Origin of the sequence: Methylobacterium indicum (genome assembly GCF_017347565.1) — a bacterium.
In the GTDB taxonomy this organism is placed as follows: domain Bacteria; phylum Pseudomonadota; class Alphaproteobacteria; order Rhizobiales; family Beijerinckiaceae; genus Methylobacterium; species Methylobacterium indicum.
Genome location: NZ_AP024145.1, coordinates 3,841,742 through 3,863,165, shown reverse-complemented (window position 1 = coordinate 3,863,165; position 21,424 = coordinate 3,841,742). Strand labels below are relative to the sequence as shown.

Genomic DNA, 21,424 nt, shown 5'->3' with positions numbered 1-21,424 from the left:
ATGTGCGGCGCGCCGATCATGTCGGCTTCGCGGTCGGCTCCCTCGACGAGGCACTTCGGTTCTGGATCGACGGGCTCGGCGCACGCCTCGTGCGGACGGGCGAGATGGGGGGCGAGTTCCTCGGTCAGGTCACCGGAGCGCATGGGGCGACGGTGCGCCTCGCGATCGTTTCGCTGGCGGATCAGACGATCGAACTCCTGGAGTATCGGGGTCCGGACCGACCAAGCGTGCCAGCCAAGCCGTTCGACCCAGGCTTCGCGCATCTGGCCCTTGTGGTCGATGACATCGACGCGCTCCTGGTGCGGATCGCCGCCTACGGCTGGACGGCGCAAGGCACGCCGCAGCCGATCGCGAGCGGTGCGCGGGCTGGAACGCGGGTGATCTACGCCGTAGGCCCCGATGGCGCGACGATCGAGTTCATGCAGCCGCCAACTCCCGCCCAGGATCCCTGATCCCGCCGGGCGAGGGGCCGCTTTCCACCGTCAGCGGCCCTCCGCGAGGTCGAGCTGACGAGGTTTCGACCCCAGCGCAAGCCGGCTGCGCCGGGGCGGCTCAGTCCGCCAGGTAGGCCGCCAGCTCCTCCGGCGCCCCCGTCGGAAACGTCTCCCGCAGGTGCTCCAAAAAGGCCGAGACGCGGGCGCTGAGGAGCCGCCGCGACGGGTAGAGCGCCCAGAGCGCGATGTCCGAACCCGCCACGTCGCCCCAGGAGACCAGCCGGCCGGCGGCGAGGTCGTGGGCTACGAGGGAGACCGGCAGGCGCGCGGCGCCGAGGCCGGTGCGCACCGCGTCGCGGATCATCACCAGCGACGACAGGGCGAGCACCGGCGCGACGGCGAGCGATGCGCCGTCCGCCAGGGTCCAGACCACCCGGTCCTCCATCGCCCGGACCACCGCCGGGACGCACGCGCCCTCCGCGGGGCGCGGCAGGCCGGGAGCCGCCACCACCACCATCCGGTCGCGCAGGAAGGCCCGCCCGACCAGGCTCTCGTCCCGGTCCGGGTTGACCCGGATCACCAGGTCGTAGCCCTCCTCGATCATGTCGACGGCCCGGTCCTCCGTCGTCACGGACAGGCGGACCTCCGGGTATTTCAGCGCGAAGTCCGCTGCCACCTTGCCCATGGCGACCTGCGAGAACAGCAGCGGCGCGCTGATGCGCAGCCGGCCCCGGGCCCGGGCCCCGCCCGCCGCGATCGCCGCCGCCGTCTCGTCGAGTTCGGTCAGGAGCGCGCCGGCCCGCTCGTGGAGGGCGCGCCCCTCCTCGGTCAGCGTCAGGACCCGGGCGCCGCGCTCGAACAGGCGCAGGGCCAGACTGGCCTCGAGCTCCGCGACCCGCCGCGACAGGGTCGCCTTCGGCCGACCGCTCGCCCGGGCGGCGCGACCGAACCCGCCGTGGCGGGCGACGAGGGTGAAGTCGGCCAACGCCGGCAGGTCCATCCGGTCCCCCGAAGCGATCGTTCCACTCACGAGACGGTGCGTCCCAATCGAACGCCTATCCGCCCATCACTGGATCGCCGATCGTCCGGATGCATTCAACGACGAACCCGGAGCCATCCCATGACGATCCTCGTGACAGGCGCCACCGGCACGGTCGGCCGCCAGGTGATCCGGCAGCTCGCGCGACGCGGCGCCGATATCCGCGCCCTCGTTCGCGACCCGGCCAAGGCGGACCTCCCGGCGGGCGTCCCGGTGGCGACGGGCGACTTCCTCGACGTCGACGCGATGCGCGCCGCGCTGTCGGGCGTCTCCACCCTGTTCCTGCTCAACGCGGTGGTACCCGACGAATTCACCCAGAGCCTGGTGACGCTCAACCTCGCCCGCGAGGCCGGGATCGCCCGGGTGGTCTACCTGTCGGTGATCCACAGCGACCTTTTCGTGAACGTGCCCCATTTCGCGGGCAAGTTCGGCGTCGAGCGGATGATCGACGGGATGGGGTTCGAGGCCACCATCCTGCGCCCGGCCTACTTCATCGACAACGACCGCACGGTCGCCGACGTGGTCATGACCCACGGCGTCTACCCGATGCCGATCGGCCACAAGGGCCTGGCGATGATCGACGCGCGCGACATCGGCGAGATCGCCGCCCTCGAACTGATCCGCCGCGAGCAGGGCGCCGCGCCGCCCGCCCGCCTCACCCTCGTCGGCCCCGAGACCCTGACCGGGCCGGACGTCGCAGGACTCTGGTCGGAGGTGCTCGGCCGCCCGGTCGCCTATGGGGGTGACGACACGGCCGGGTTCGAGGGACGCCTGCGGGCCTTCATGCCGCCCTGGATGGCCTTCGACATGCGGCTGATGGCCGAACGCTTCCAGACCGACGGGATGCTCCCGGAGGCGGGCGACCGTGAGCGCCTGACCGCGATGCTGGGGCGCCCCCTGCACACCTACCGCGACTTCGCCACGACCGTCGCGGCCTCCGCCTGACCGCGATCCCGAAGGGGGACGGCCGTGATCGGCTCGACCGCCACCGTTCCGCCCCGTTGGCCATAGGGGCTGGCTCGGTCCCGCAAGCGACGGGGGCGGGTATCGGTCCCGGCCCCGTCTCACCAGCGACAGGGGTCGGGCGTCAGTCCCGGCCCCGTCTCACCAGCGACAGGGGTCGGACGTCAGTCCCGGCCCCGTCCCACCAACCAAGCCGGATCGAACCAGCGATCGGCCTCGCCGTCATAGGGCAGGCGGGTGATGTCCCATTGCTGGATGAACGGCGCGTAGACGTTCCAGACCGCGATGCCGCCGCCGACATAGACGCGCCGGCCGGGATAGCGCGCCAGCACCGCCCGCGGGTCCTCGTGCGAGCGGATGATCGCGATCGTCCGGTCCCGATAGGCGAAGTCCGGCACCGCCTCGATGGTCTTCGGCCCGGCGATCAGCACGTGGCCCTGCGTGACCGCGAAGAACCGCGTCACGTCCTCGACGTAGAGCGGATCGGTGTTGCCCTCCCAGGGCAGCCGCCCGTGGAGGCCGAGCTGGCCCCGCTGCCCGATGGCGCACATCGCCCGCACGTCGATCATCGGCTCTCGGTCCCCCCCGGCCGCCCACCCGGACGGGGCCGCGGCGCGCCCCGCCTGATAGCCCTTCGGACGGGCGCGGGCCAGCCGGCCGAAAGCCGTCACGACCCGGTGCCCGTCCGGACCGGCGCGGCGGCCTCCGCCCCGACGAGGCTGCCGTCCTCGTCGCGGATCGCCTCGATCACGGCATCGGCCGAGAACGACGTGCCGTCGCGGCGGAGGCGGCAGCCCCGGGTTCGAACCGCCGGTCTCGCGCTTGGCCCGTTCCGCCCGACGATCGACAGTGCGGCGGGGGGGACACCCTGATGATGGGTGGGCCGGCGGCGATGACCCACGAACACGGACGGGGCGACAGGGGCGATCGCGCGACGTCTGGACCGACGTCTCGCTCTCGGCGCCATGAGGCGAGAGGTCGGACCCCCTGTGAGCAGGGCAAGTGCGCCCTGATCGGCACGATCGATTGCCCGCGGTCGACACCGATCGCGGGCTCGTTCGCTCAGGCCGGCTTCTGCGGCGTCAGGACGCGGCCGGTCGGGAAGTCGAAGATGGTGCCACTCCCGGTCCAGTCCGGGCTCGCGAGCCGGACGATGTGGGGCGCCAGATCCTCCGGGGTGCGCAGCGTCTCCGGGTCCTCGCCCGGCATCGCGGCCTTGCGCATCGCGGTGCGCAACGGCCCGGGATTGAGCAGCATGGCCCGTACCGCCGTGGTCTCCGTCTCCGCCGCGTAGGTGCGCACCAGCGCCTCGAGCGCCGCCTTCGACACCGCGTAGGGCCCCCAATAGGCCCGGCACGACGAGGCCGCGCCGGAGCTGACGAACACCGCCCGCCCCGCATCGGAGCGGCGCAGGAGCGGATCGAGGGAGCGGATCAGGCGCCAGTTCGCCGTGACGTTGACGTCCATCACGGTCGCCCAGACCTTCGGGTCGATGTGGCCGAGCGGCATCAGCTTGCCGAGCACGCCGGCATTGCCGACCAGGATGTCGAGCCGGCCCCACCGCTCGTTGATCGCCGCGCCGAGCCGGTCGATGGCGTCGTAGTCGCACAGGTCGAGGGGGACGAGGGTGGCCGAGCCGCCCGCCGCCCGCACCGAATCGTCGAGCTCTTCGAGCGCGCCTTGCGTCCGCGCGACCGCGATGACGTGGGCGCCGGCCTCGGCGAGCGCCAGGGCCGCCGCGCGGCCGATGCCGCGCGAGGCCCCGGTGACGACCGCGATGCGATCCGCGAGGGATTTGTGGGCGAGAGGGGTGTCGGTCATCGGGTCGGTCGGCTCGGGATCGATCGGCTTGGCGGCGGCCACCCCTGGGAGGGCCACCTCGGATTCGGCCGGCTTGTGCGTCTGGCCGCCTTGGGCGTTTGGCCGCCTCGGGTTCAGTCGGCCTCGGCGAGGAGCGCCATGCGGCGCGGCGAGGCGACCGCGAGGTCGGTCAGCGCCGTCGGGTAATCGCCGGTGAAGCAGTGGTCGGTGTATTGCGGGCAGGCCGCGTCGCGGCTCTCCTCGCCCATCGCCCGATAGAGCCCCTCGATCGACAGGAAGGCGAGCGAGTCGGCGCCGATATACTCGCGCATGCTCTCGAGATCGTGGGTGGCGGCGAGCAGCTTCTCCTTCTCCGGCGTGTCGATGCCGTAGAAGTCGGGATGGGTGATCGGCGGCGAGGCGATGCGGAAATGCACCTCGCGGGCGCCGGCCTCGCGCATCATCCGGACGATCTTCACCGAGGTGGTACCGCGCACCAGGCTGTCGTCGACGAGCACGATGCGCTTGCCCTCGACCGCGGCGCGGTTGGCCGAGTGCTTCATCCGCACGCCCAACTCGCGCACCGACTGGGTCGGCTGAATGAAGGTGCGGCCGACATAGTGGTTGCGGATGATGCCGAGCTCGTAGGGCAGCCCGGTCTGCTGGGCGTAGCCGAGCGCCGCCGGCACGCCGGAATCCGGCACCGGGATGACGATGTCGGCCTCGGCCGGCGATTCCTTGGCGAGTTCCAGGCCGATATTCTTGCGCACGGCGTAGACACTCTTGCCGTTCACGGTCGAATCGGGCCGGGCGAAGTAGATGTACTCGAAGATGCAGGGGCGGAGCGGCTGCGCCCGGGCGAAGCGGATCGACTCGATGCCCTCGTCCGAGATCACCACCATCTCGCCGTTCTCGACGTCGCGCACGAAGCGGGCGCCGATGATGTCGAGCGCGCAGGTCTCGGAGGCCAGGATGTAGCGTCCGTCGAGCTCGCCGAGCACCAGCGGGCGGATGCCGAGCGGATCGCGGGCGCCGATCAGCTTCTTGTTCGTCATCATCACGAGGGCGTAGGCGCCTTCGATCTGGCGCAGCGCATCCATCACCCGGTCGACGATGCGGACGTGGCGCGAGCGGGCGACGAGGTGGAGGATCGCTTCCGTATCGGAGGTCGACTGGCAGATCGCGCCGTCGCGCACGAGCTGGCGCCGCAGCAGCAGGCCGTTGGTCAGGTTGCCGTTATGGGCGACCGAGAGGCCGCCGGTCTCGAGCTCCGCGAAGAGCGGCTGCACGTTGCGCAGGATCGTCTCGCCGGTGGTCGAGTAGCGGACGTGGCCGATCGCGGTCTGGCCCTTCAGGCGCTCGATCGTGGCGAGGTCGGAGAACGAATCGCCGACGAGGCCCATGCGGCGCTCGGAATGGAAGACCCGGCCGTCGAACGACACGATGCCGGCCGCCTCCTGGCCGCGATGCTGCAGGGCGTGCAGGCCGAGCGCGACGATCGCCGAGGCGTCCGGATGACCGTAGATGCCGAAGACGCCGCATTCCTCGCGCAGGGTGTCGCCGTCGAGGTCGAGATCGCCGCCGAACGCCTCGCTCGCCCCGGGGGCGCCCCGGAAGGTTTCGCTGCGTGCTGACATGATGAGAAGCCCCTGGTGGCCGGTCACCGCACGGCCTCGCCTCGCCGACCCCGCGCGTCCCGTGACGGTCGCCGCGCGGGCCTGATTCGCCTCGAGCGAAGCAGGAACCGGACCGCCCGCATCCGATGCGTTGCGTCCGATCGTTTGCCTCGCCGCCGGCTATGTAATCGCTGCCTTCGGCGGAACCAAGGCGTCAAAGGTGCGTTGCGGGGCTTACCTCACATGCAAAGGACGCCGGTCGGGCGTCCTTGGCGGAGTGTGTCCTTCGTGTGCGGTCTCAGCGCCGCGGGCTCGCATCGGTGCGCCGCTGGGGCGGGGCGTCGGCCTCCGCCGGCGCGTCGGTGCCGGGATCGACCTCGGGCTTGGGCTTGCGGAACTGCTTGAGCAGGCCTTCCGGATTGTCCGGCAGCATCGCCACCAGCTTCTGGCCGCTGTTTTCCAGAATCTCGCGGCTGCGGGCCTGCTGGGCCCAGTCCGGCACCTTGCCCTGGACGAGCCAGGCCAGGAACACCCAGCCGATGACGCAGATCAGGAAGCCGCGTCCCGCCCCGAAGGCGAGGCCGAGGCTGCGGTCGACCGCGCCGATGCGCGAATCGAGGATCAGGTCCGAGATCTTCACGGTGATCACCGAGACCACCAGCAGGGTGACGAGGAAGATCGCGGCGATCGACACCACCAGCGAGACGGTGTCGCTGGAGACGTGCTGCTTCACGGTCGGCAGCAGGAGCGGGTGCAGGGTCCAGGCGAGGCCCGCCGCCGCGACCCAGGCCACGATCGCCAGAACCTCGCGGGTGAAGCCCCGCACCGCCGCGAGCAGCGCGGAGATGACGACGACGCCCAGCACGACGAGATCGAGAACGGAGAACGGCATTGGCAGGAACAGGTTCGGGGGCGGGAGCGTTGGCTCGGGTCGCGGCTGCCCGGCACCGCCGGGGTTGTATACGCTGCCCGATGCGCTTCGTCACCCTGCCCTCGCAGAGCCGATGATGCGGCGCGGCGGGACGCCCTTCGTTGCTGTCACAGCCTGTTCGATGGCCCGCTCCCGTCGGCCAGGACCTCACCTCGTCATCCTGGGGCCGCGAAGCGGAACCCGGGATCCAGAACCGCTGACGGTGCAGGATGAGGCGGATGACGATGCGCCCTTGTCTTCGGTGTCAGCGGTTCTGGATCCCGGGTTCTCGCCTTCGGCGAGCCCCAGGATGACGGTGGGGGGTACGATGGGTAGGGCCCGCCAAGCAGGTGCTCAAACATCCTCGTCGTCGTAGGCCGGCAGCCGCTGCTGGGGGCGGCGCCCGCCACGGACCGGCTTGCCGCTGGCGGCGACCCCCGCGACGAGATCGGCGATATGGCGAAGCGACTCCGCCGGAAATCCCGTCCCGGACCCGTCGCGCCCGGCGCCCTCGCGGCCCTGCGGCATCAGCGCCTTGGCAAAGCCGAGCTTCTGCGCCTCCTTCAGCCGGGCCGGCGCCTGCGCCACCGGGCGGATCGCGCCGGACAGCCCGACCTCGCCGAAATACACCGCATCCGACGGCAGGGCCGAACCCGAGAGCGAGGAGACGAGGGCGGCGGCCACCGCGAGATCGGCCGCCGGCTCGCCGATGCGCAGCCCCCCCGCCACGTTGAGGTAGACATCGTGGCCGCCCAGCCGGATGCCGCCATGGGCCTCCAGCACCGCCAGCACCATCGAGAGGCGGTTGGGGTCCCAGCCGACCACGGCGCGCCGCGGCATGCCGAGCGCGGAGGGCGCCACCAGGGCCTGGATCTCGACCAGCAGCGGGCGCGTGCCCTCCATCCCGGCGAAGACCGCGGTGCCGGGCGCCGCGAGGTCGCGCCCGGCGAGGAAGAGGGCCGAGGGGTTCGGCACCTCGGCGAGCCCCCCGTCGGTCATCTCGAACACGCCGATCTCGTCGGTGGGGCCGAAGCGGTTCTTCACCGCCCGCAGGATGCGGAAATGGTGGCCCTGGTCGCCCTCGAACGAGGCGACCGCATCGACCATGTGCTCGACCACGCGCGGCCCGGCGATCTGCCCGTCCTTGGTGACGTGGCCGACCAGGATCACGGCGGTCCCCGACGTCTTGGCGAAGCGGATCAGGCTCTGGGCCGAGCCGCGGACCTGGGTCACCGTGCCGGGGGCCGATTCGACCGTCTCGGTCCACATCGTCTGGATCGAATCAATGATGGCGAGGGCCGGCGGCTTGCCCTGGCTCAAGGTGGCGATGATGTCCTCGACATTGGTCTCGGCGGCGAGCTCGACGGGGGCGCTGGCCAGCCCGAGCCGCTCGGCGCGCAGGCGCACCTGGCCCACCGCCTCCTCGCCCGAGATGTAGGCGACCCGCTCGCCGCGTTTCGCCAGCGCCGCGGAGGCCTGCATCAGCAGCGTCGACTTGCCGATGCCGGGATCGCCGCCGAGCAGGATCACCGAGCCGCGCACGAAGCCGCCGCCCGTCACCCGGTCGAGCTCGGCGATGCCCGACGAGGTGCGGGGCGCCTCCTTGACCTCGCCGGTCAGGCCTTCGAGCGGAAAGATTCGTCCCCGCGCCCGGCTCGGCCGGGTCGCGACCGGGCCGGAGACCGGGCTCGTGGCACCGGTCTCCTCGACGATCGTGTTCCAGCCGTTGCAGGCCTCGCAGCGCCCGCGCCAGCGGTTGTAGACCGCGCCGCAGGACTGGCAGGCGAAGGTCTGGTGGTTCTTCGCCATCGGCGGCGGGTCTCCGGGGGTTTTTAGGCCGCGCGCCGGCCTCCGTGTCGTGTTCCTGATATGTCCCGGGCGGCGAGCCGTTGCAACCGGGCCCGCCCCGCCGCCGGTGACGGTCGCGAAACGAACCCGCCGCGCTCGTGCCGCGATCGCCCGCGACAGCTCGGCCGTACGACGACGATGCACGCAGAGACGACCATGGCCCGGGCCGGCGAATCCTACACCTACGACCGCACCCAGCGCGGCTTCCACTGGCTGATGGCGGCCCTGATCCTGGTGGCGTTGGCTCTCGGCATCTACGCCGCCTGGCAGGTCCCCGGCACCTCGCCGCGGCGCGAGATCCTCGACATCCACAAATCCATCGGCCTGACCGTGCTCCTGCTCCTGCCCTTGCGCTTCGTCTACCGGCTCGTCGCCGGCGAGCCGGCCTACCGCACGCCGCCCTCCCGCTCGGCCCATCTGGCGGCACGGCTCGCGCATGGGAGCCTCTACGCCCTGATGCTGCTCCTTCCGGTCAGCGGCTACGTCTACTCGGCGGCCGGCGGCTACGGCCTGCCGTGGTTCGGCGTGTTCTCGTTCCCGCGCCTCGTGCCGGTCGACAAGGCGCTGTCTCTCGCCGGCTACACCGCGCATTACTGGATCGCCTGGGGCGTCGGGATCGTGCTCGCCCTGCACGTGCTCGCGGTGGCCTGGCACGCCTGGATCCGGCGCGACGAGGTGCCGGGGCGGATGTGGCCGCGTCGGGCGGTCGAGGGATGAGGCCGGTCGCGATCAATCCCGACGACTGCCTCGAGACCGAGGAGGGGCGGGTCTGGACCCCCGAGCGGAGCCGGCAGGCGTGGCAGGCCTGCTACGAGACGCTGCGGCGGGCGCTCCGGGCGGATGACGGGCCCCGTACCGTCGTGATCGTCTGCGGCCTTCAGGGCGCCGGCAAGACGACCTGGATCGGGCGCCAGGCCCGGCATCCGGAGGTCGTCTACTTCGATGCCGCGCTCCCGGGCGCGCGGCACCGCCGACCGATCGTCGAGATCGCCCGGTCGGCCGGCGCCCGCGTCGAGGCGGTATGGATCGACGTCCCCCTCGCCCTCGCCTTGACGCGCAACGCCTTGCGGCCCGCCGACCGGCGCGTCCCGGAGGAGGCGATCCGCTCGGTCGCCGGCCTCTTCGAGGCACCGACCGCTGCCGAAGGCTTCGACCGGATCACGGTCGTCCGGCCGGGCGCTGCTCCAGATCTTTGATCTTTCGTCTTTTTTGACGGACCGATATTTCCGTCGTCGGACGATGCCCGGGGCAGATTTCGCAAGAGCGGCCCTCGGTCTTGCGACAAAAATCTGCGATGAAATAATAATTCGAGCAGGCGAAACATCGGCCCGGCAGGGCAAGCCTGATCAGGTGCCGAGCGCCGGAGGCCCATCTCCCGCGGTCCCGTCGTCTCGCAGCGGGCCCGGGGGCAGACGGACGATCTGGTCGCCTGCCCGGATCGTCGCGATCCGGTGCGTGACCGAGACGATCGTCAGCCGGTCGGCGACGCCTCGCAGCCCGTCCATGACCTCGCGCTCGGTCTCCGCGTCGAGGGCGGAGCTGGCTTCGTCCAGGATCAGGATGCTCGGCGCGCCGTAGAGGGCGCGCGCGATGGCGATCCGCTGCCGCTCGCCGCCGGACAGCTTCAGCCCCCGCTCGCCCACCACCGTGTCGAACCCGTCCGGCATCGCCTCGATGCGAGGCAGGATCGAGGCCCGTTCCGCGGCCGCGCGCAGGCGGACGGCATCGAAAGGACGGCCGAGCACGATGTTGGCCGACAGGGTGTCATTGAGGAGCACCACGTCCTGCGGCACGACGCCGACCTGGGAAAACCAGTCCGTGTCGGTGACCCGCGTCAGGTCGATGCCGTCGACGAGGATGCGACCTTGCGTCGGCGCGGCGCCCTTGAGCAGCAGCTTCAGGACCGTCGACTTCCCCGATCCGGTCTCGCCCGTGAGGAAAGTCGGCGTCCCGCGCCTCGCGGTGAACGACAAGTCCGCGACCCCCCGTCCGTTGGCGTAGCGGAACGTGACGTCCTCGAACGCGATCGTGCCCTCGGCGGCCCGGTAGGGCACGGGGTCGTCCGGCTCGGCCTGCTCGGGTGCGGACCAGAGCGTCGTCAGCGGCCGCAGGCGGGCGGCCGCCTCCGTGCTCTCCTTGATCGCCATCCCGACGAGGCGGAACGGCTCGTTGAGCTGCAGGAGCAGCGTGTTGAACAGCACGATGTCGCCGACCGTCAGCGATCCGGCCTCGTAGCGCGGCATGAGGAGCAGGAACGTCACGGCCAGCTGAAGTGTCGCGGCGAGGCCAAGCGCGCCGCTGAAGGCGCTGCTCGCCAGCGCGTAGCCACGCCAGCTCGCGACGGTCTCGCCCGCCCCCCGGGCGAACCGATCCTTGATCCAGGCCTCGCCCCGGGTCTGGCGCAGCGTGTCGATCAGCGCGACGGCGTTGCCGACCAGCTTCGCGTTCTCCTGGCTGCTCGCCGTCGCGGCCTTCAGGAACGGACGGACGCGACCGATGCGGACGTAGTCGAGGCCGATCACGATCGCCCCGTAGACGAACACGATGACGGCGACGTCCCAGCTCAGGAGATGCCAGAGGAGGACGGCCGCAATCGTGATCTGGACGAGCCCCGGGAGCAGGCCGCCGACGACGAGCTGCGCGACGGTGTTGAGCGCCTGCGCGCCCGACTGCCGGGCGCTGCCGATCTCCGCCGAATTGTGCTCGAGAAAGAAATCCGGCGTCTTGCGCAGGAGAGCCGAGAAGAAGGCCGTGTTCGCCATGAAGGCGAGGCGCTCGGCACAGAGGAGGATGAGGAAGCGGGCGGCCTGACCGAGAGCCGCCGCGACGCCGACGAGGAGCGCGTAGAGGAGCAGGAGATGCAGGGCTGCGCCGGCTTCCGTCCCGGTCGTCAGCGCGTCGACGGCGCGGGAGAAGAGATAGGGCGCGGTGATCGCCGCGAGGGCGCCGACGACCGTGGTGCCGATCACCAGCAGGGTCGCCTGGCGCGCTTCGCGCCAATACGCCTCGAGCACCAGACGAATGATCGACCGCATCGAGACCGGTGTGGCTCTACCGCGCCGCCGGCGCGAACAACCCCAGGAACAGCGGCCGCGCGTAGAGGTCGGCCGCATTCTCCGGCGTCACCCCGGGCACCCAGGCGGGCAGCTCGGCCGCCGCGTTGACCATGCTCGACACGAGCTGCGCGGCGATGCCGGTGTCGAGCGGGCGGACCGAGCCGTCGGCCATGCCGTCGACGAGGCAGAAGCCGAAGCGCTCGGTGAGGCGGTTCATGGTACGCCGCGTCTCGGTGCGCAGGGCCTCCGGCAGGGCGCTGAAGGCGGTGACGCGCAGCAGCGGACCGCCGGGGCCGAGCTGGCTGCGCACCAGCGTGGCGGACGCCGTGCAGATCCGGTCCCAGCCGCTGCCGCCCTTGGCATCCGCCGCGTCCTGCACCGCCCGGATCTGGGCGAAGCTGCGCGAGAAGCAGTTGGCGACGAGATCGTCCTTGTTGTCGTTGTGGTGGTAGAACGAGCCCTTGGTGACCTTGAGGAGCCCCGAGATCTTTTCCACCGAGGCACCGCGATAGCCCTGCTGGTTGATGAGGATCGTCGCCGCGCGCAAAAAAGCCTCGGGCGAGACTTCGCTCTCCTCGGGCGGCTCGGCCTCGGGCAGCAGAGCGGGGCGCCACTCCGAGGCCGGGCCGGCGAGGCCGCGGGTGAGGAGGTCGGCCATCCGGGCGCCGGCCCGGGCGTAGTCCCGCGGCTCGTAGCGGTGGATCCACAGCCGGGTCGAGTGCATCACCGACAGCAGCAGGTGGGTGCGGGCGTTGCGGTCGGCCCGGTCGAGGCCAAGGTCGTCGAACAGGCCGCGCAGGCGGCGGAAGAGCGCGTTGTAGGCGGAGAACACGCTCTCGGCCTGGAGGGCGGGGAGCGCCCGCACGTCGTTGAGGACGGCGATGTCCGGCTCGTCGCCCACCGCCATGGCGGCCCGGTGGGCCACCGCGAGATCGAGGAGGCGGGCGAGCCGCGCCGGCCCGTCGGGCGCCGCCTCGGCCTGCGCCACCAGCCCGTCGAGCACCCCGATCGTGTGCAGGAAGCAGGCCGCCGCCAGGTCCTCCTTGCGGCGGTAATAATAGGTCACGCTGTTCGTCATCAGCCCGACGCCGCGGGCGACGTCGGCGAGCGTCGTGCCCTTCACCCCGGCCTCGTTGATCAGGGCGGCGGCGGCATGGAGGATCGCGTCGCGCTTCTGGGCGTAGCGCCGGGTCTGGCGCGGCGCCGCGTCGGGGGCGGGCACGATCTCGGGGTCGAGGCTGCGGGGCATGGGGGATTTGAGCATTGTCGCGGGGGGCGTGACAAGCCGTCGAGTGTCGCGGCCGGCGTGGTGATCGCAGGGTTCGTGGTGCCGTCTTCGGGCGCGGGCGGACGGAGGTGCCCCGTCGGATTCATCACGGCAGCCCCGCGCCGGGAGTGGCCTGTCGAGACACCCGGCGCCGGCAAGGACGGATGAAACAGATCGACAGGTATTCCGGCTTCGCCGACGCCCATCGACGTCAAACGACAGCATCGCCCTTCCTTCGTCTCGTCACCGCGCTGCGGCCGTCATGCCCTGTCCCATCGCGGGCGCGCGTTTCCCGGCCTTGTCGCGTGCGGAGCCCTATCGGGTTTCGTCTGTTCGGTGCGAATGGAATGTCGCACAGGAATTCCGCCTTCGATCCCCATCGATCGAATCACAGTCGCCGTTCTTCGTTTTTTCGTGGCGATTTTTTTTCTTGGGCGCTGGCATGAAAAACGAATCATGAAAAACAAATCATTGGCATTTGCCGACGCTGGGACCCGCGCATGCTTCGAAATCGGCACGTCGCCTGAAATCTGGAATGGCCTCGCATCGTGCGAGGCCATCCGCGAAGCCTGGGCCGGTCAACCATGCGGCCTCCCGCGACCGGCGGGCGGGCTCCTCAATGCTCGTGCGCATGCTCCGGCAGCGTCAGGCCGAAATGGGCCACCAGATCCTGCACCTGGGCCGGGGTCAGGTGGCGCGGGTTGAGGTTGCGCAGGAGCAGGTAGAGCTTGGCGGTCTCCTCCAACTCCTCGGTGGCGAAGACCGCGGCCTCCAGGGTGTCGCCGGCCACCACCGGGCCGTGATTGGCGAGCAGCACCGAGGAATATTGCCCGGCGAGGCCCCGGATCGCGTCGGCGACCGCTGGGTCGCCCGGGCGGAAATACGGCACCAGGGCCACCGCGCCGGCCCGCATCAGGCTATAGGGCGTCAGCGGGGGCAGCACGGCGCGGGGGTCGATCTCCGGCAGCATCGAGACCGCGACGGCGTGGGTCGAGTGCAGGTGGACGATCGCCCGGGCCGAGGACCGGCTGTCGTAGAGGGCGCCGTGGAGCGGGATCTCCTTTGTCGGCTTGTCGCCCGACAGGAGCTTGCCGTCCCGGTCGAGGCGGGAGATCCGGGCCGGATCGAGGAAGCCGAGGGAGGCATTGGTCGGCGTGACCAGCCAGCCGCCGTCGTCGAGCCGCAGCGAGATGTTGCCCGACGAGCCCGGCGTCAGGCCGCGCTCGAACAGCGAGCGCCCGAAGCGGCAGATCGCCTCGCGCAGGGCGGATTCGCTCATGGCCGATACATCCGTCACGCCGTCGCTCCCTCGATCAGCTCGAAGCCGAGATCCACCACCGTCGCCGGGCTCCCCGTGCAGAGCAGCCGTGCCGCCGTGGCGCCGGCCTCGACCCGCGGGGTGCGGATGGTGGCGAGCGGCTGCGGCATCAGCCGGCCGACATCGAGGCCGTTATAGCCGAACAGGGCGAGCCGCCCCGGCACCGCGATGCCGTGGGCGAGGCAGTGGAAATAGCCGCCGAGCGCCATGTCGTCGTTCGAGAAATAGGCCGCGTCGAGGTCCGGCACGCGCGCGAGCAGGGCGGCGAGCCCCTGCCGCCCGGCCTCGACCGAGGACGGGCTCGCCACCCGTTCCTCGCCCGCGAGCGCCAGGCCGGTCTCGCGCAAGGCGTCGCGAAAGCCCGCATAGCGCTTGGCGGCGCGCCGGTCCTTGGTCAGGTCGTGGCCGATATAGCCGATGCGGCGGTAGCCGCGGCCGGCGAGGTGACGGGCGCTCGCCTCGCCGGCGGCGCGGTTGGAATAGCCGACCACGATGTCGAGCCCCGGCCCGTCGGTGTCGAGGAGCTCGGCCACCCGGACGCCGCTCGCCGCGAGGCGGCGCCGCGTGCCGGGATTGTGCTCGAGCCCGGTGACGATCAGTCCGGCTGGGCGCCAGCTCAGGAGCGAGCCGACCACCGCCTCCTCGCGATCCTGGTCGTAGTCGGTCACCGCGATGACCGACTGGAAGCCCTCCTGCTCCAGGGCCGCGGTGGCGCCGCGCAGGAGATCGGGAAAGACGATGTTGGTGAGCGAGGGGATGACGATGCCGATCAGCCGCGAGCCGGTCGAGGCGAGGGTGCCGGCGATGCGGTTCGGCACGTAGCCGAGGCGGGCCACCGCGGCCTCGACCCGGGCCCGGGTCTTTTCCGAGAACGAGCCATGGCTGCGCAGGACGCGCGACACCGTGCTCTCGCCGACCCGCGCCTCGCGGGCGACGTCCGCGAGCGTGATCGGGCGGCGGCCGGCCATGTCGAACGGCTCCGCGTCCCCCGTCTCGAAGGCCTCGTTGCCTCCCTCGTCCATGCGTCCTCCCCCGGGCGCGCCGCGCCTTGTCATCGCCGCGCGGGAGCGCCACGATGTCATGGTTCCCAGGCCGGCTCAACGGATCGTTGGTCCGTATTGGCAGCGCTGCCAATTCGGTGCTAGACCGAACCTGCTAGAGCTTGGGACGATGGCGCGGCGTCAGATCGCGCGGGATAGCGGGCGCCCGGCGGCGTCCCGCAGGAGGAAACGGCATGAGCGACACATCCGCCCGCGTCGCGGTGATCGGCCTCGGCTCCATGGGCTACGGCATGGCTCAGGCCCTGCGGCGCGCCGGACTCGACGTCGCCGGCAGCGACGTCTCGTCCGAGAGCGTCGCGCGGTTCGTCGCCGAGGGCGGCCGGGGGGCTTCGAGCCCGGCGCAGGCCGCCGCGGATGCCGGCATCGTGGTCTGCGTCGTCGTCAACGCCGCGCAGACCGAGGCGGTCCTGTTCGGACCCGACGGCGTCGCCGCGGCGATGCCGGAGGGTGCGGTCTTCGTCTCCTGCGCCACCATGGATCCGGAGGTCGCCCGGCGGCTCGCCGCCCGGCTCGAAGCGACCGGCCGGCACTACCTCGACGCGCCGATCAGCGGCGGCGCCCAGCGCGCGGCGCAGGGCGAGCTGACGATCCTGGCCTCGGGCAGCCCGGCGGCCTTCGCGCGCGCCAAGCCCGCCCTCGATGCCATGGCGGCCAAGCTCTACGAGCTCGGCGACGCCGCCGGCGCGGGCGCGGCCTTCAAGATGATCAACCAGCTGCTCGCCGGCGTCCACATCGCGGCGGCGAGCGAGGCGATGGCCTTCGCGGCCCGCCAGGGGCTCGATCTGCGGCGCGTCTACGAGGTGATCACCGCCTCGGCCGGCAATTCCTGGATGTTCGAGAACCGGATGCCCCACGTCCTCGACGGCGACTACGCGCCGCGCAGCGCCGTCGACATCTTCGTCAAGGATCTCGGCATCGTCCAGGACATGGCCCGCAGCCAGAAATTCCCGGTGCCGGTGGCGGCGGCCGCCCTGCAGATGTTCCTGATGGCGTCCGGCGCCGGCATGGGCCGGGACGACGACGCCTCGGTGGCGCGCATCTACGCCCAGGTGACCGGGACCGCGCTGCCGGGCGGGGCGGGGTGACCCGGATCGATTCCCATCGACCGAACTGATCCCCTCCTGGTCGTTCCGGGGCCGCGCAGCGGAGCCCGGAACCCAGACGCTCCGATGGTTCAGGACAAAGCGGGCACGATGCCGCCTTCTTCTGGACATCCCGCGGTTCTGGATCCCGGGCTCCGCTGCGCGGCCCCGGGATGACCCTGCGAGGTGGTGATGTGAGGGGTCATTCCACCGGCTTTGCCGGTCCGCCAGGACTTTAAGTGCACCTCACGAAACTCCCGGTCGCCGTCGGCTCTCGATGAGGCGGCGTCGGCCCAGCGGGAGTTTCGTGAGAGACACTCAGCCCACCAAGACGCCCGGGAGGGAGAGCCTTCATGCCGCGCTTTGCCGCGAACCTGACCCTGATGTTCACCGAAGTCCCGTTCCTCGACCGGTTCGCGCAGGCCGCGGAGGCCGGGTTCGAGGCGGTCGAGTTCCTGTTTCCCTACGAGCATCCGCCGGAGGCGATCGGCGAGCGCCTGACGACCCACGGCCTGACCCAGGCCCTGTTCAACCTGCCCCCGGGCGACTGGGCGGCGGGCGAGCGGGGGCTCGCGGCCCTGCCCGACCGGTTCGAGGAGCTGAAGGCCGGCGTCGAGACGGGACTGGCCTACGCCCGCGCCACCGGCGTGAAGCGCCTGCACCTGATGGCCGGCATGGCCGACCGCAGCGATTCCAGGGCGCAGGACTCCTACCGCCGCGCCGTCGCCTGGACGGCGGAGCGGGTCGGCCGTGAGGGGCTCGACCTCGTGCTCGAGCCGATCAACGCCCGCAACATGCCGGGCTACTTCCTCAACGATTTCGATGATGCCGCCGACCTGATCCGTGCGCTGGCGCTGCCGAACCTGAAGCTCCAGTTCGACCTCTACCACTGCCAGATCCTGCACGGCGACGTGACCATGCGGCTGCGGGCCCTGATGCCGATGGTCGGCCACGTCCAGACCGCCAGCGTGCCCGAGCGGCACGAGCCCGGCAGCGGCGAGATGAACGACGCCTTCCTGTTCGCCGAGCTCGATCGCCTCGGCTATGACGGCTTCATCGGCTGCGAGTACAATCCGCGCGCCGGCACCCGCGAGGGCTTGGGCTGGTTCGACGCCTATAAGGGAGCCCGCGCATGACCCTGACCCTGGGCTGCATCGCCGACGACTATACCGGTGCCTCCGACCTTGCCAACACCCTGACCAAGGCGGGCCTGCGCACGGTCCAGACCATCGGGGTGCCGGCGGACGATCTCGCGCTGCCCGAGGTCGACGCCGTGGTGGTCTCGCTCAAGAGCCGGTCGATCCCCGCCGGGGAGGCGGTGGCGCGCTCGCGCGAGGCGGCGTCCTGGCTGAACGCCCGGGGCGCCGGCCACCTGCTGTTCAAGGTCTGCTCGACCTTCGATTCGACCGATGCCGGCAATATCGGCCCGGTCACCGACGCGCTGCGGGAGGATGCCGGCGAGGCGATCGCGCTCGTCACCCCGGCCTTCCCGGAGACGGCGCGCACGGTCTATCTCGGCCACCTCTTCGTCGGCATGGTCCCGCTCGCCGAGAGCCCGCTCAAGGACCATCCCCTCAACCCGATGCGCGATTCGAACCTCGTGCGGGTGCTGGCGCGCCAGAGCCGGGCGGGGGTCGGGCTGATCGACCTCGCCGCGGTGGCGCAGGGCGCCGAGGCGGTGGGGGCCCGGCTCGACGCGCTCGCCCGCGAGGGCAAGGGGGCGGCCATCGCCGATGCGGTGCTCGACCGCGACCTCGCGGTGCTGGGCGCCGCCGCCCTGACCCGCAAGGTCTCGACCGGCGCCTCGGGCCTCGGGCTGGGCCTCGCCCGCGCCCTGGTGGCGGCCGGCCGCGTCGCGCCCGCGGCGGCCGCAGCCGATCTCGGACCCGCCATCGGCGGCCCGGCGGCCTGCCTCGCCGGCAGCTGCTCGCAGGCGACCCTCGGCCAGATCGCCCGGGCCGAGGCCGCGATGCCGGTGCGCCGCCTCGATCCCGCCCGGCTGCTCGCCGGCGAGGACGAGGCCGGCGCGGCGCTGGCCTGGGCGCTCAAGCGAGTCGGCGACGGCCCGGTGCTCATCGCCAGCAGCGCCGGCCCGGAGGACGTGGCGGCGGTCCAGGCCCGCTACGGCCGCGACGCCGCCGGCCACGCCATCGAGGCCGCCATGGCGCGGATCGCCGAGGGGCTGGTGGCGCACGGGGTGCGCCGCCTGGTGGTGGCGGGCGGCGAGACGTCGGGCGCGGTCGTCGACCGCCTCGGGCTTCCGGCCTTCCGCGTCGGCCCCGAGATCGCCGCCGGCGTGCCGGTCCTGCGCACCACCGACCGCGACATGTGGCTGGCCTTGAAGTCGGGCAATTTCGGCGGGCCGGACTTCTTCGCCGATGCGCTGCGGTTGATGCCGTAGGCCGAACGCCCTTTCCCGGATGGCTGCAACGAAGTGGAATGGGATTCGGGATCCCGCACAGGATGTCGTGAAGCGCCGATGGGCCTGCAACGGTGCACCTTGCAGAGTCGCTCCGCGCCGCTTCTCCTCTGGCTCCCGGATCTCCTTCCGCTGACGCTCCAGTCGTCCGGGAAAGAGATGGCCGGGAGACGTGCGTCAGGGATCACCCGGTAGCTCCACCTCCTCCCCGTCCTGGGGCAGAGCCGGCGAGCTTGGCGCCTGTCCGCCAGGAGCGGTCGGCCCCGGCGTTGCAGCCGGACCGGGTGCTCCAGGCGCGGCCGGCGCCTTCGCCACCGGCTGCCACGGTCGCGTCTCTCCCGGGCGCTTGGCGGTCTCGACCACGACGCCGTCCGCCGTGAAGCGCAGGGTCGTCGCCCCGTGCGCCGCCAGGAACGGTCTGTCGAGGACGTGCTTGGCCGCGCACCCGGCCGGCGCCTGGAGCCGGCTCACCACCACGGTCGCGCGGGCGCAATCCTCCGGAAAGGCGCGCTTGTCGCGCACCAGGGCCACGCTGACGCCCTGCGGGCCGTGGCCGACGCAGCCGAGCTTGTCGCAGCGGGCCTGTGCGCTCAGGCCGGGATCGTCGCGGGAGCGGCCGTCGCCGTCGGCCTTCAGCCACTGTTCCAGCACGAAGCCGGGGGGCTTGCCCAGCACCACGAGGCGTCCGTCGGCCCCGCGCAGGGCCGCGCCGCCGCCCTCGCGGTCGACGTAGAGGTCGGGTCGAACCGGCGCCGCCGCGAGCGCCAGGCCGAGGAGGCCGGGGGCGAGGCCGAGCCAGCGCAGGCCGGAGACCGGCAGCACCAGGAGCAGGAGGGCCACCGTCATCAGCCCGAGCGCACCCGGGCCGAAGGCCGGCAGGACCACGGTGGCGCGGTCGAAGCCCTGGATCCAGGCCGAGATGTCGAGCATGCCGCGCACGGCGAGGCCCATCGCCCACCAGACCGGCCGGTCGAGGGCGAAGGGATGGGCCAGCATCCCGAGCACCGCCGCCGGCATCACCACCAGCGAGACGAGCGGCAGGGTGAGCGCGTTGCCAACGACGCCGAAGGGCTGGACGGTCTGGAAGTGGTAGGTGGCGAAGGGCGCGGTGGCGAATTGCGCCACCAGCGTGGTGGCCAGCGTGCCGACCACCGTCGCGAGGCCCCAGGCGAGGGCCTTGGTCACCGGCCCGCCGCCCTCCGGGTTCCACAGCCGCCCCTCGATCAGCCGGGCGCAGGCGACGAGCCCGGCCACCGCCCCGAACGACATCTGGAAGCTCGGGCCGAGCAGTCCCTCGGGCTCGCGGGCGAGCGAGATCAGCGCCGCCAGCGCCAGGTTGCGCAGGCTGAGCGCCGGCCGGTCGACCAGGATCGCGCCGAGCATCACCAGGGTCATGACCAGCGAGCGCTCGGCCGCGAGGTCCCACCCCGAGAAGGCGCAGTAGCCGGTGACCGCGATCATCGCCAGGAACGCCGCGATCTTCTTGATCGGCCAGGACAGCGCCAGTCCGGGGAGGAGGGCGAGAAGGGCCCGCACGAGCCAGAACACCACCCCGGCGGCCAGCACCATGTGCAACCCGGAAATGGAAACGACGTGATAGATGCCGGCCGCCCGCAGGGTGTCGTTGGTGGGCTGGTCGATGAGCCCGCGCTTGCCGGTGACGAGGGCGGCCGCCACCGCGCCGGCCTGGGTGATGCCGCTCTTGTCCCCGTTCGATTCGGCGATGCGGCGGGTCAGCGCGTTGCGGGCGTCGTCGAGGCCGGCGGCGAGTCGCAGGGGCCAGGGCGCCGGCTCGGGCGGCGGCTTGACGGCGGCGGCGCCCAGCAGCGAGCCGACGGCGCCGATGCCGCGGAAATACGCGTCGCGGGCGAAGTCGTAGCCGCCCGGCCGCGCCGGCTCCGGCGGCGGCAGCAGGCGCGCCTTGGCCTCGATGTAGTCGCCGGGCCGCAGCGCGTCGCCGCGGCGATAGGAGACGCGCACCCGCGCCGGGCGCTCGGCCGCCGGCATCTCGCCGAGCCGCAGGACCCGCACCACCAGCCGCGCGCCCTCTTCGCGCTCCTCCAGCGCCTCGACGAAGCCGTGGAGCGGGGCGATCACGGTGCGGGCGAGGACCGGCGCCGCGACGCTCGCCGTGCGGTAGGCCGCCGCCGCGAAGCCCAGGAAGACGAAGGACGCCGCCAACAGCAGGGCCGGGGCCACCGCCCGCGCCCGGAGCGCGACGGCGCCGCCCGCCAGGGCGAGGCCGGTGCCGAGCGGGGCGGCGAGGAGGACCGGCCCGTCCGCGAGCGTGAGGAACACGAGCGCCCCGGCCCCGAAGGCGACCGCCAGCCAGGGAAACAGCCGGCGCTGCCCGGCCTCCGCGGCGAGGCAGCCGGCGATCCGGCCGCGGAACGACGGGAGCAGCAGCACGGGCGCCGGCAGCGCGCCGACGGCGCGCGCCACGATCCCCGTTCCTGCGCCCGGCCCCGCCATCGCACCGCCCCGACGAGGCTGCGCGCAACCGCCGCTCCCCCGGGCCCCGGGCGCGGGCCCGGCCCCGATGACGGTTTCTTAACGGCTCGTCTCGCGCATGCTACAGGACCCGGCGCCGGCGGGTCGACTCGCCCGACCC

Annotated in this window: 18 protein-coding genes; 7 read left to right on the top strand and 11 right to left on the bottom strand. The window is 72.1% G+C overall.

Features of this window, described 5'->3' with window-relative positions:
- Window positions 1–2: 2 nt before the first annotated feature.
- The gene (locus miv_RS18000; RefSeq protein WP_244749068.1) at window positions 3–452 is read left to right on the top strand and encodes a VOC family protein; all 450 of its coding nucleotides are present in this window, start codon (window positions 3–5) and stop codon (window positions 450–452) included.
- A 100-nt stretch (window positions 453–552) separates the two neighbouring features.
- Here miv_RS18000 and miv_RS17995 read toward each other — a convergent pair whose 3' ends face one another.
- Window positions 553–1,434: a LysR family transcriptional regulator gene (locus miv_RS17995; protein ID WP_207183539.1), complete on the bottom strand. Its 882-nt coding sequence runs from the start codon at window positions 1,432–1,434 to the stop codon at window positions 553–555.
- Between the two features lie 120 nt (window positions 1,435–1,554).
- On the opposite strand from miv_RS17995, the gene miv_RS17990 reads away from it, so the two are divergent.
- Window positions 1,555–2,418 (top strand): SDR family oxidoreductase, encoded by an 864-nt coding sequence (locus miv_RS17990; RefSeq protein WP_207178017.1) that lies wholly within the window; start codon window positions 1,555–1,557, stop codon window positions 2,416–2,418.
- Between the two features lie 182 nt (window positions 2,419–2,600).
- Here the strand turns inward: miv_RS17990 and miv_RS17985 are convergent, their stop codons facing one another.
- The 5 genes from miv_RS17985 to radA all read right to left on the bottom strand — a co-directional run bounded on the left by miv_RS17985 (window position 2,601) and on the right by radA (window position 8,571).
- Window positions 2,601–3,005: a dihydrofolate reductase family protein gene (locus miv_RS17985; RefSeq protein WP_048425978.1), complete on the bottom strand. Its 405-nt coding sequence runs from the start codon at window positions 3,003–3,005 to the stop codon at window positions 2,601–2,603.
- Window positions 3,006–3,498: 493 nt separating this feature from the next.
- Window positions 3,499–4,257 (bottom strand): SDR family NAD(P)-dependent oxidoreductase, encoded by a 759-nt coding sequence (locus miv_RS17980; RefSeq protein WP_048425981.1) that lies wholly within the window; start codon window positions 4,255–4,257, stop codon window positions 3,499–3,501.
- 113 nt (window positions 4,258–4,370) lie between these two features.
- Window positions 4,371–5,873, bottom strand: coding sequence for an amidophosphoribosyltransferase (purF, locus tag miv_RS17975; protein WP_207178015.1), 1,503 nt, complete (start codon window positions 5,871–5,873; stop codon window positions 4,371–4,373).
- A 277-nt stretch (window positions 5,874–6,150) separates the two neighbouring features.
- Entirely contained in the window at window positions 6,151–6,744 is a 594-nt protein-coding gene (locus miv_RS17970) for a CvpA family protein (protein WP_048425979.1), read from the bottom strand.
- Between the two features lie 372 nt (window positions 6,745–7,116).
- The gene (gene radA / locus miv_RS17965) at window positions 7,117–8,571 is read right to left on the bottom strand and encodes a DNA repair protein RadA (protein WP_048430630.1); all 1,455 of its coding nucleotides are present in this window, start codon (window positions 8,569–8,571) and stop codon (window positions 7,117–7,119) included.
- Between the two features lie 177 nt (window positions 8,572–8,748).
- On the opposite strand from radA, the gene miv_RS17960 reads away from it, so the two are divergent.
- Both miv_RS17960 and miv_RS17955 read left to right on the top strand, forming a co-directional pair.
- A complete protein-coding gene (locus tag miv_RS17960; RefSeq protein ID WP_244748576.1) occupies window positions 8,749–9,327 on the top strand; it encodes a cytochrome b in 579 nt (192 codons plus the stop codon).
- Window positions 9,324–9,806, top strand: coding sequence for an AAA family ATPase (locus miv_RS17955; protein ID WP_048430631.1), 483 nt, complete (start codon window positions 9,324–9,326; stop codon window positions 9,804–9,806). The genes miv_RS17960 and miv_RS17955 overlap by 4 nt, the downstream gene beginning before the upstream one ends.
- 150 nt (window positions 9,807–9,956) lie before the next feature.
- Here the strand turns inward: miv_RS17955 and miv_RS17950 are convergent, their stop codons facing one another.
- The 4 genes from miv_RS17950 to miv_RS17935 all read right to left on the bottom strand — a co-directional run bounded on the left by miv_RS17950 (window position 9,957) and on the right by miv_RS17935 (window position 15,219).
- On the bottom strand, window positions 9,957–11,645 hold the full coding sequence (locus tag miv_RS17950) for an ABC transporter ATP-binding protein (protein WP_207178013.1): 1,689 nt from the start codon (window positions 11,643–11,645) through the stop codon (window positions 9,957–9,959).
- 16 nt (window positions 11,646–11,661) lie between these two features.
- Window positions 11,662–12,915: a TetR/AcrR family transcriptional regulator gene (locus miv_RS17945; RefSeq protein WP_207178011.1), complete on the bottom strand. Its 1,254-nt coding sequence runs from the start codon at window positions 12,913–12,915 to the stop codon at window positions 11,662–11,664.
- Between the two features lie 634 nt (window positions 12,916–13,549).
- Window positions 13,550–14,212 carry a 3-oxo-tetronate 4-phosphate decarboxylase gene (gene otnC / locus miv_RS17940; protein ID WP_207178009.1) on the bottom strand — a complete coding sequence of 221 codons (663 nt, stop codon included), beginning with the start codon at window positions 14,210–14,212 and terminating at the stop codon, window positions 13,550–13,552.
- A 14-nt stretch (window positions 14,213–14,226) separates the two neighbouring features.
- Complete coding sequence (locus miv_RS17935; RefSeq protein ID WP_207183537.1) at window positions 14,227–15,219, bottom strand: LacI family DNA-binding transcriptional regulator; 993 nt, start codon at window positions 15,217–15,219, stop codon at window positions 14,227–14,229.
- Between the two features lie 266 nt (window positions 15,220–15,485).
- On the opposite strand from miv_RS17935, the gene ltnD reads away from it, so the two are divergent.
- From ltnD to otnK, 3 genes are all read left to right on the top strand, one after another.
- Complete coding sequence (ltnD, locus tag miv_RS17930) at window positions 15,486–16,397, top strand: L-threonate dehydrogenase (protein ID WP_207178006.1); 912 nt, start codon at window positions 15,486–15,488, stop codon at window positions 16,395–16,397.
- A gap of 350 nt (window positions 16,398–16,747) precedes the next feature.
- Entirely contained in the window at window positions 16,748–17,530 is a 783-nt protein-coding gene (otnI, locus tag miv_RS17925) for a 2-oxo-tetronate isomerase (protein WP_207178004.1), read from the top strand.
- The gene (otnK, locus tag miv_RS17920) at window positions 17,527–18,795 is read left to right on the top strand and encodes a 3-oxo-tetronate kinase (RefSeq protein WP_207178001.1); all 1,269 of its coding nucleotides are present in this window, start codon (window positions 17,527–17,529) and stop codon (window positions 18,793–18,795) included. The genes otnI and otnK overlap by 4 nt, the downstream gene beginning before the upstream one ends.
- A 195-nt stretch (window positions 18,796–18,990) precedes the next feature.
- On the opposite strand, the gene miv_RS17915 is transcribed toward otnK, so the two are convergent.
- Window positions 18,991–21,285, bottom strand: a complete 2,295-nt coding sequence (locus tag miv_RS17915; RefSeq protein ID WP_207177999.1) for a ComEC/Rec2 family competence protein — start codon at window positions 21,283–21,285, stop codon at window positions 18,991–18,993.
- Between the last annotated feature and the right edge of the window lie 139 nt (window positions 21,286–21,424).

Excerpts from the sequence above, each read along its gene's own strand:
- miv_RS17995 (WP_207183539.1), bottom strand. The coding sequence starts at position 1,434 with ATGGACCTGCCGGCGTTGGCCGACTTCACCCTCGTCGCCCGCCACGGC.
- otnK (WP_207178001.1), top strand. The coding sequence starts at position 17,527 with ATGACCCTGACCCTGGGCTGCATCGCCGACGACTATACCGGTGCCTCC.
- miv_RS17980 (WP_048425981.1), bottom strand. The coding sequence starts at position 4,257 with ATGACCGACACCCCTCTCGCCCACAAATCCCTCGCGGATCGCATCGCG.
- miv_RS17955 (WP_048430631.1), top strand. The coding sequence starts at position 9,324 with ATGAGGCCGGTCGCGATCAATCCCGACGACTGCCTCGAGACCGAGGAG.
- miv_RS17950 (WP_207178013.1), bottom strand. The coding sequence starts at position 11,645 with ATGCGGTCGATCATTCGTCTGGTGCTCGAGGCGTATTGGCGCGAAGCG.
- ltnD (WP_207178006.1), top strand. The coding sequence starts at position 15,486 with ATGAGCGACACATCCGCCCGCGTCGCGGTGATCGGCCTCGGCTCCATG.
- miv_RS17985 (WP_048425978.1), bottom strand. The coding sequence starts at position 3,005 with ATGATCGACGTGCGGGCGATGTGCGCCATCGGGCAGCGGGGCCAGCTC.
- radA (WP_048430630.1), bottom strand. The coding sequence starts at position 8,571 with ATGGCGAAGAACCACCAGACCTTCGCCTGCCAGTCCTGCGGCGCGGTC.
- miv_RS17990 (WP_207178017.1), top strand. The coding sequence starts at position 1,555 with ATGACGATCCTCGTGACAGGCGCCACCGGCACGGTCGGCCGCCAGGTG.
- otnI (WP_207178004.1), top strand. The coding sequence starts at position 16,748 with ATGCCGCGCTTTGCCGCGAACCTGACCCTGATGTTCACCGAAGTCCCG.
- miv_RS17970 (WP_048425979.1), bottom strand. The coding sequence starts at position 6,744 with ATGCCGTTCTCCGTTCTCGATCTCGTCGTGCTGGGCGTCGTCGTCATC.
- miv_RS17960 (WP_244748576.1), top strand. The coding sequence starts at position 8,749 with ATGCACGCAGAGACGACCATGGCCCGGGCCGGCGAATCCTACACCTAC.
- miv_RS17915 (WP_207177999.1), bottom strand. The coding sequence starts at position 21,285 with ATGGCGGGGCCGGGCGCAGGAACGGGGATCGTGGCGCGCGCCGTCGGC.
- otnC (WP_207178009.1), bottom strand. The coding sequence starts at position 14,212 with ATGAGCGAATCCGCCCTGCGCGAGGCGATCTGCCGCTTCGGGCGCTCG.
- miv_RS17945 (WP_207178011.1), bottom strand. The coding sequence starts at position 12,915 with ATGCCCCGCAGCCTCGACCCCGAGATCGTGCCCGCCCCCGACGCGGCG.
- purF (WP_207178015.1), bottom strand. The coding sequence starts at position 5,873 with ATGTCAGCACGCAGCGAAACCTTCCGGGGCGCCCCCGGGGCGAGCGAG.
- miv_RS17935 (WP_207183537.1), bottom strand. The coding sequence starts at position 15,219 with ATGGCCGGCCGCCGCCCGATCACGCTCGCGGACGTCGCCCGCGAGGCG.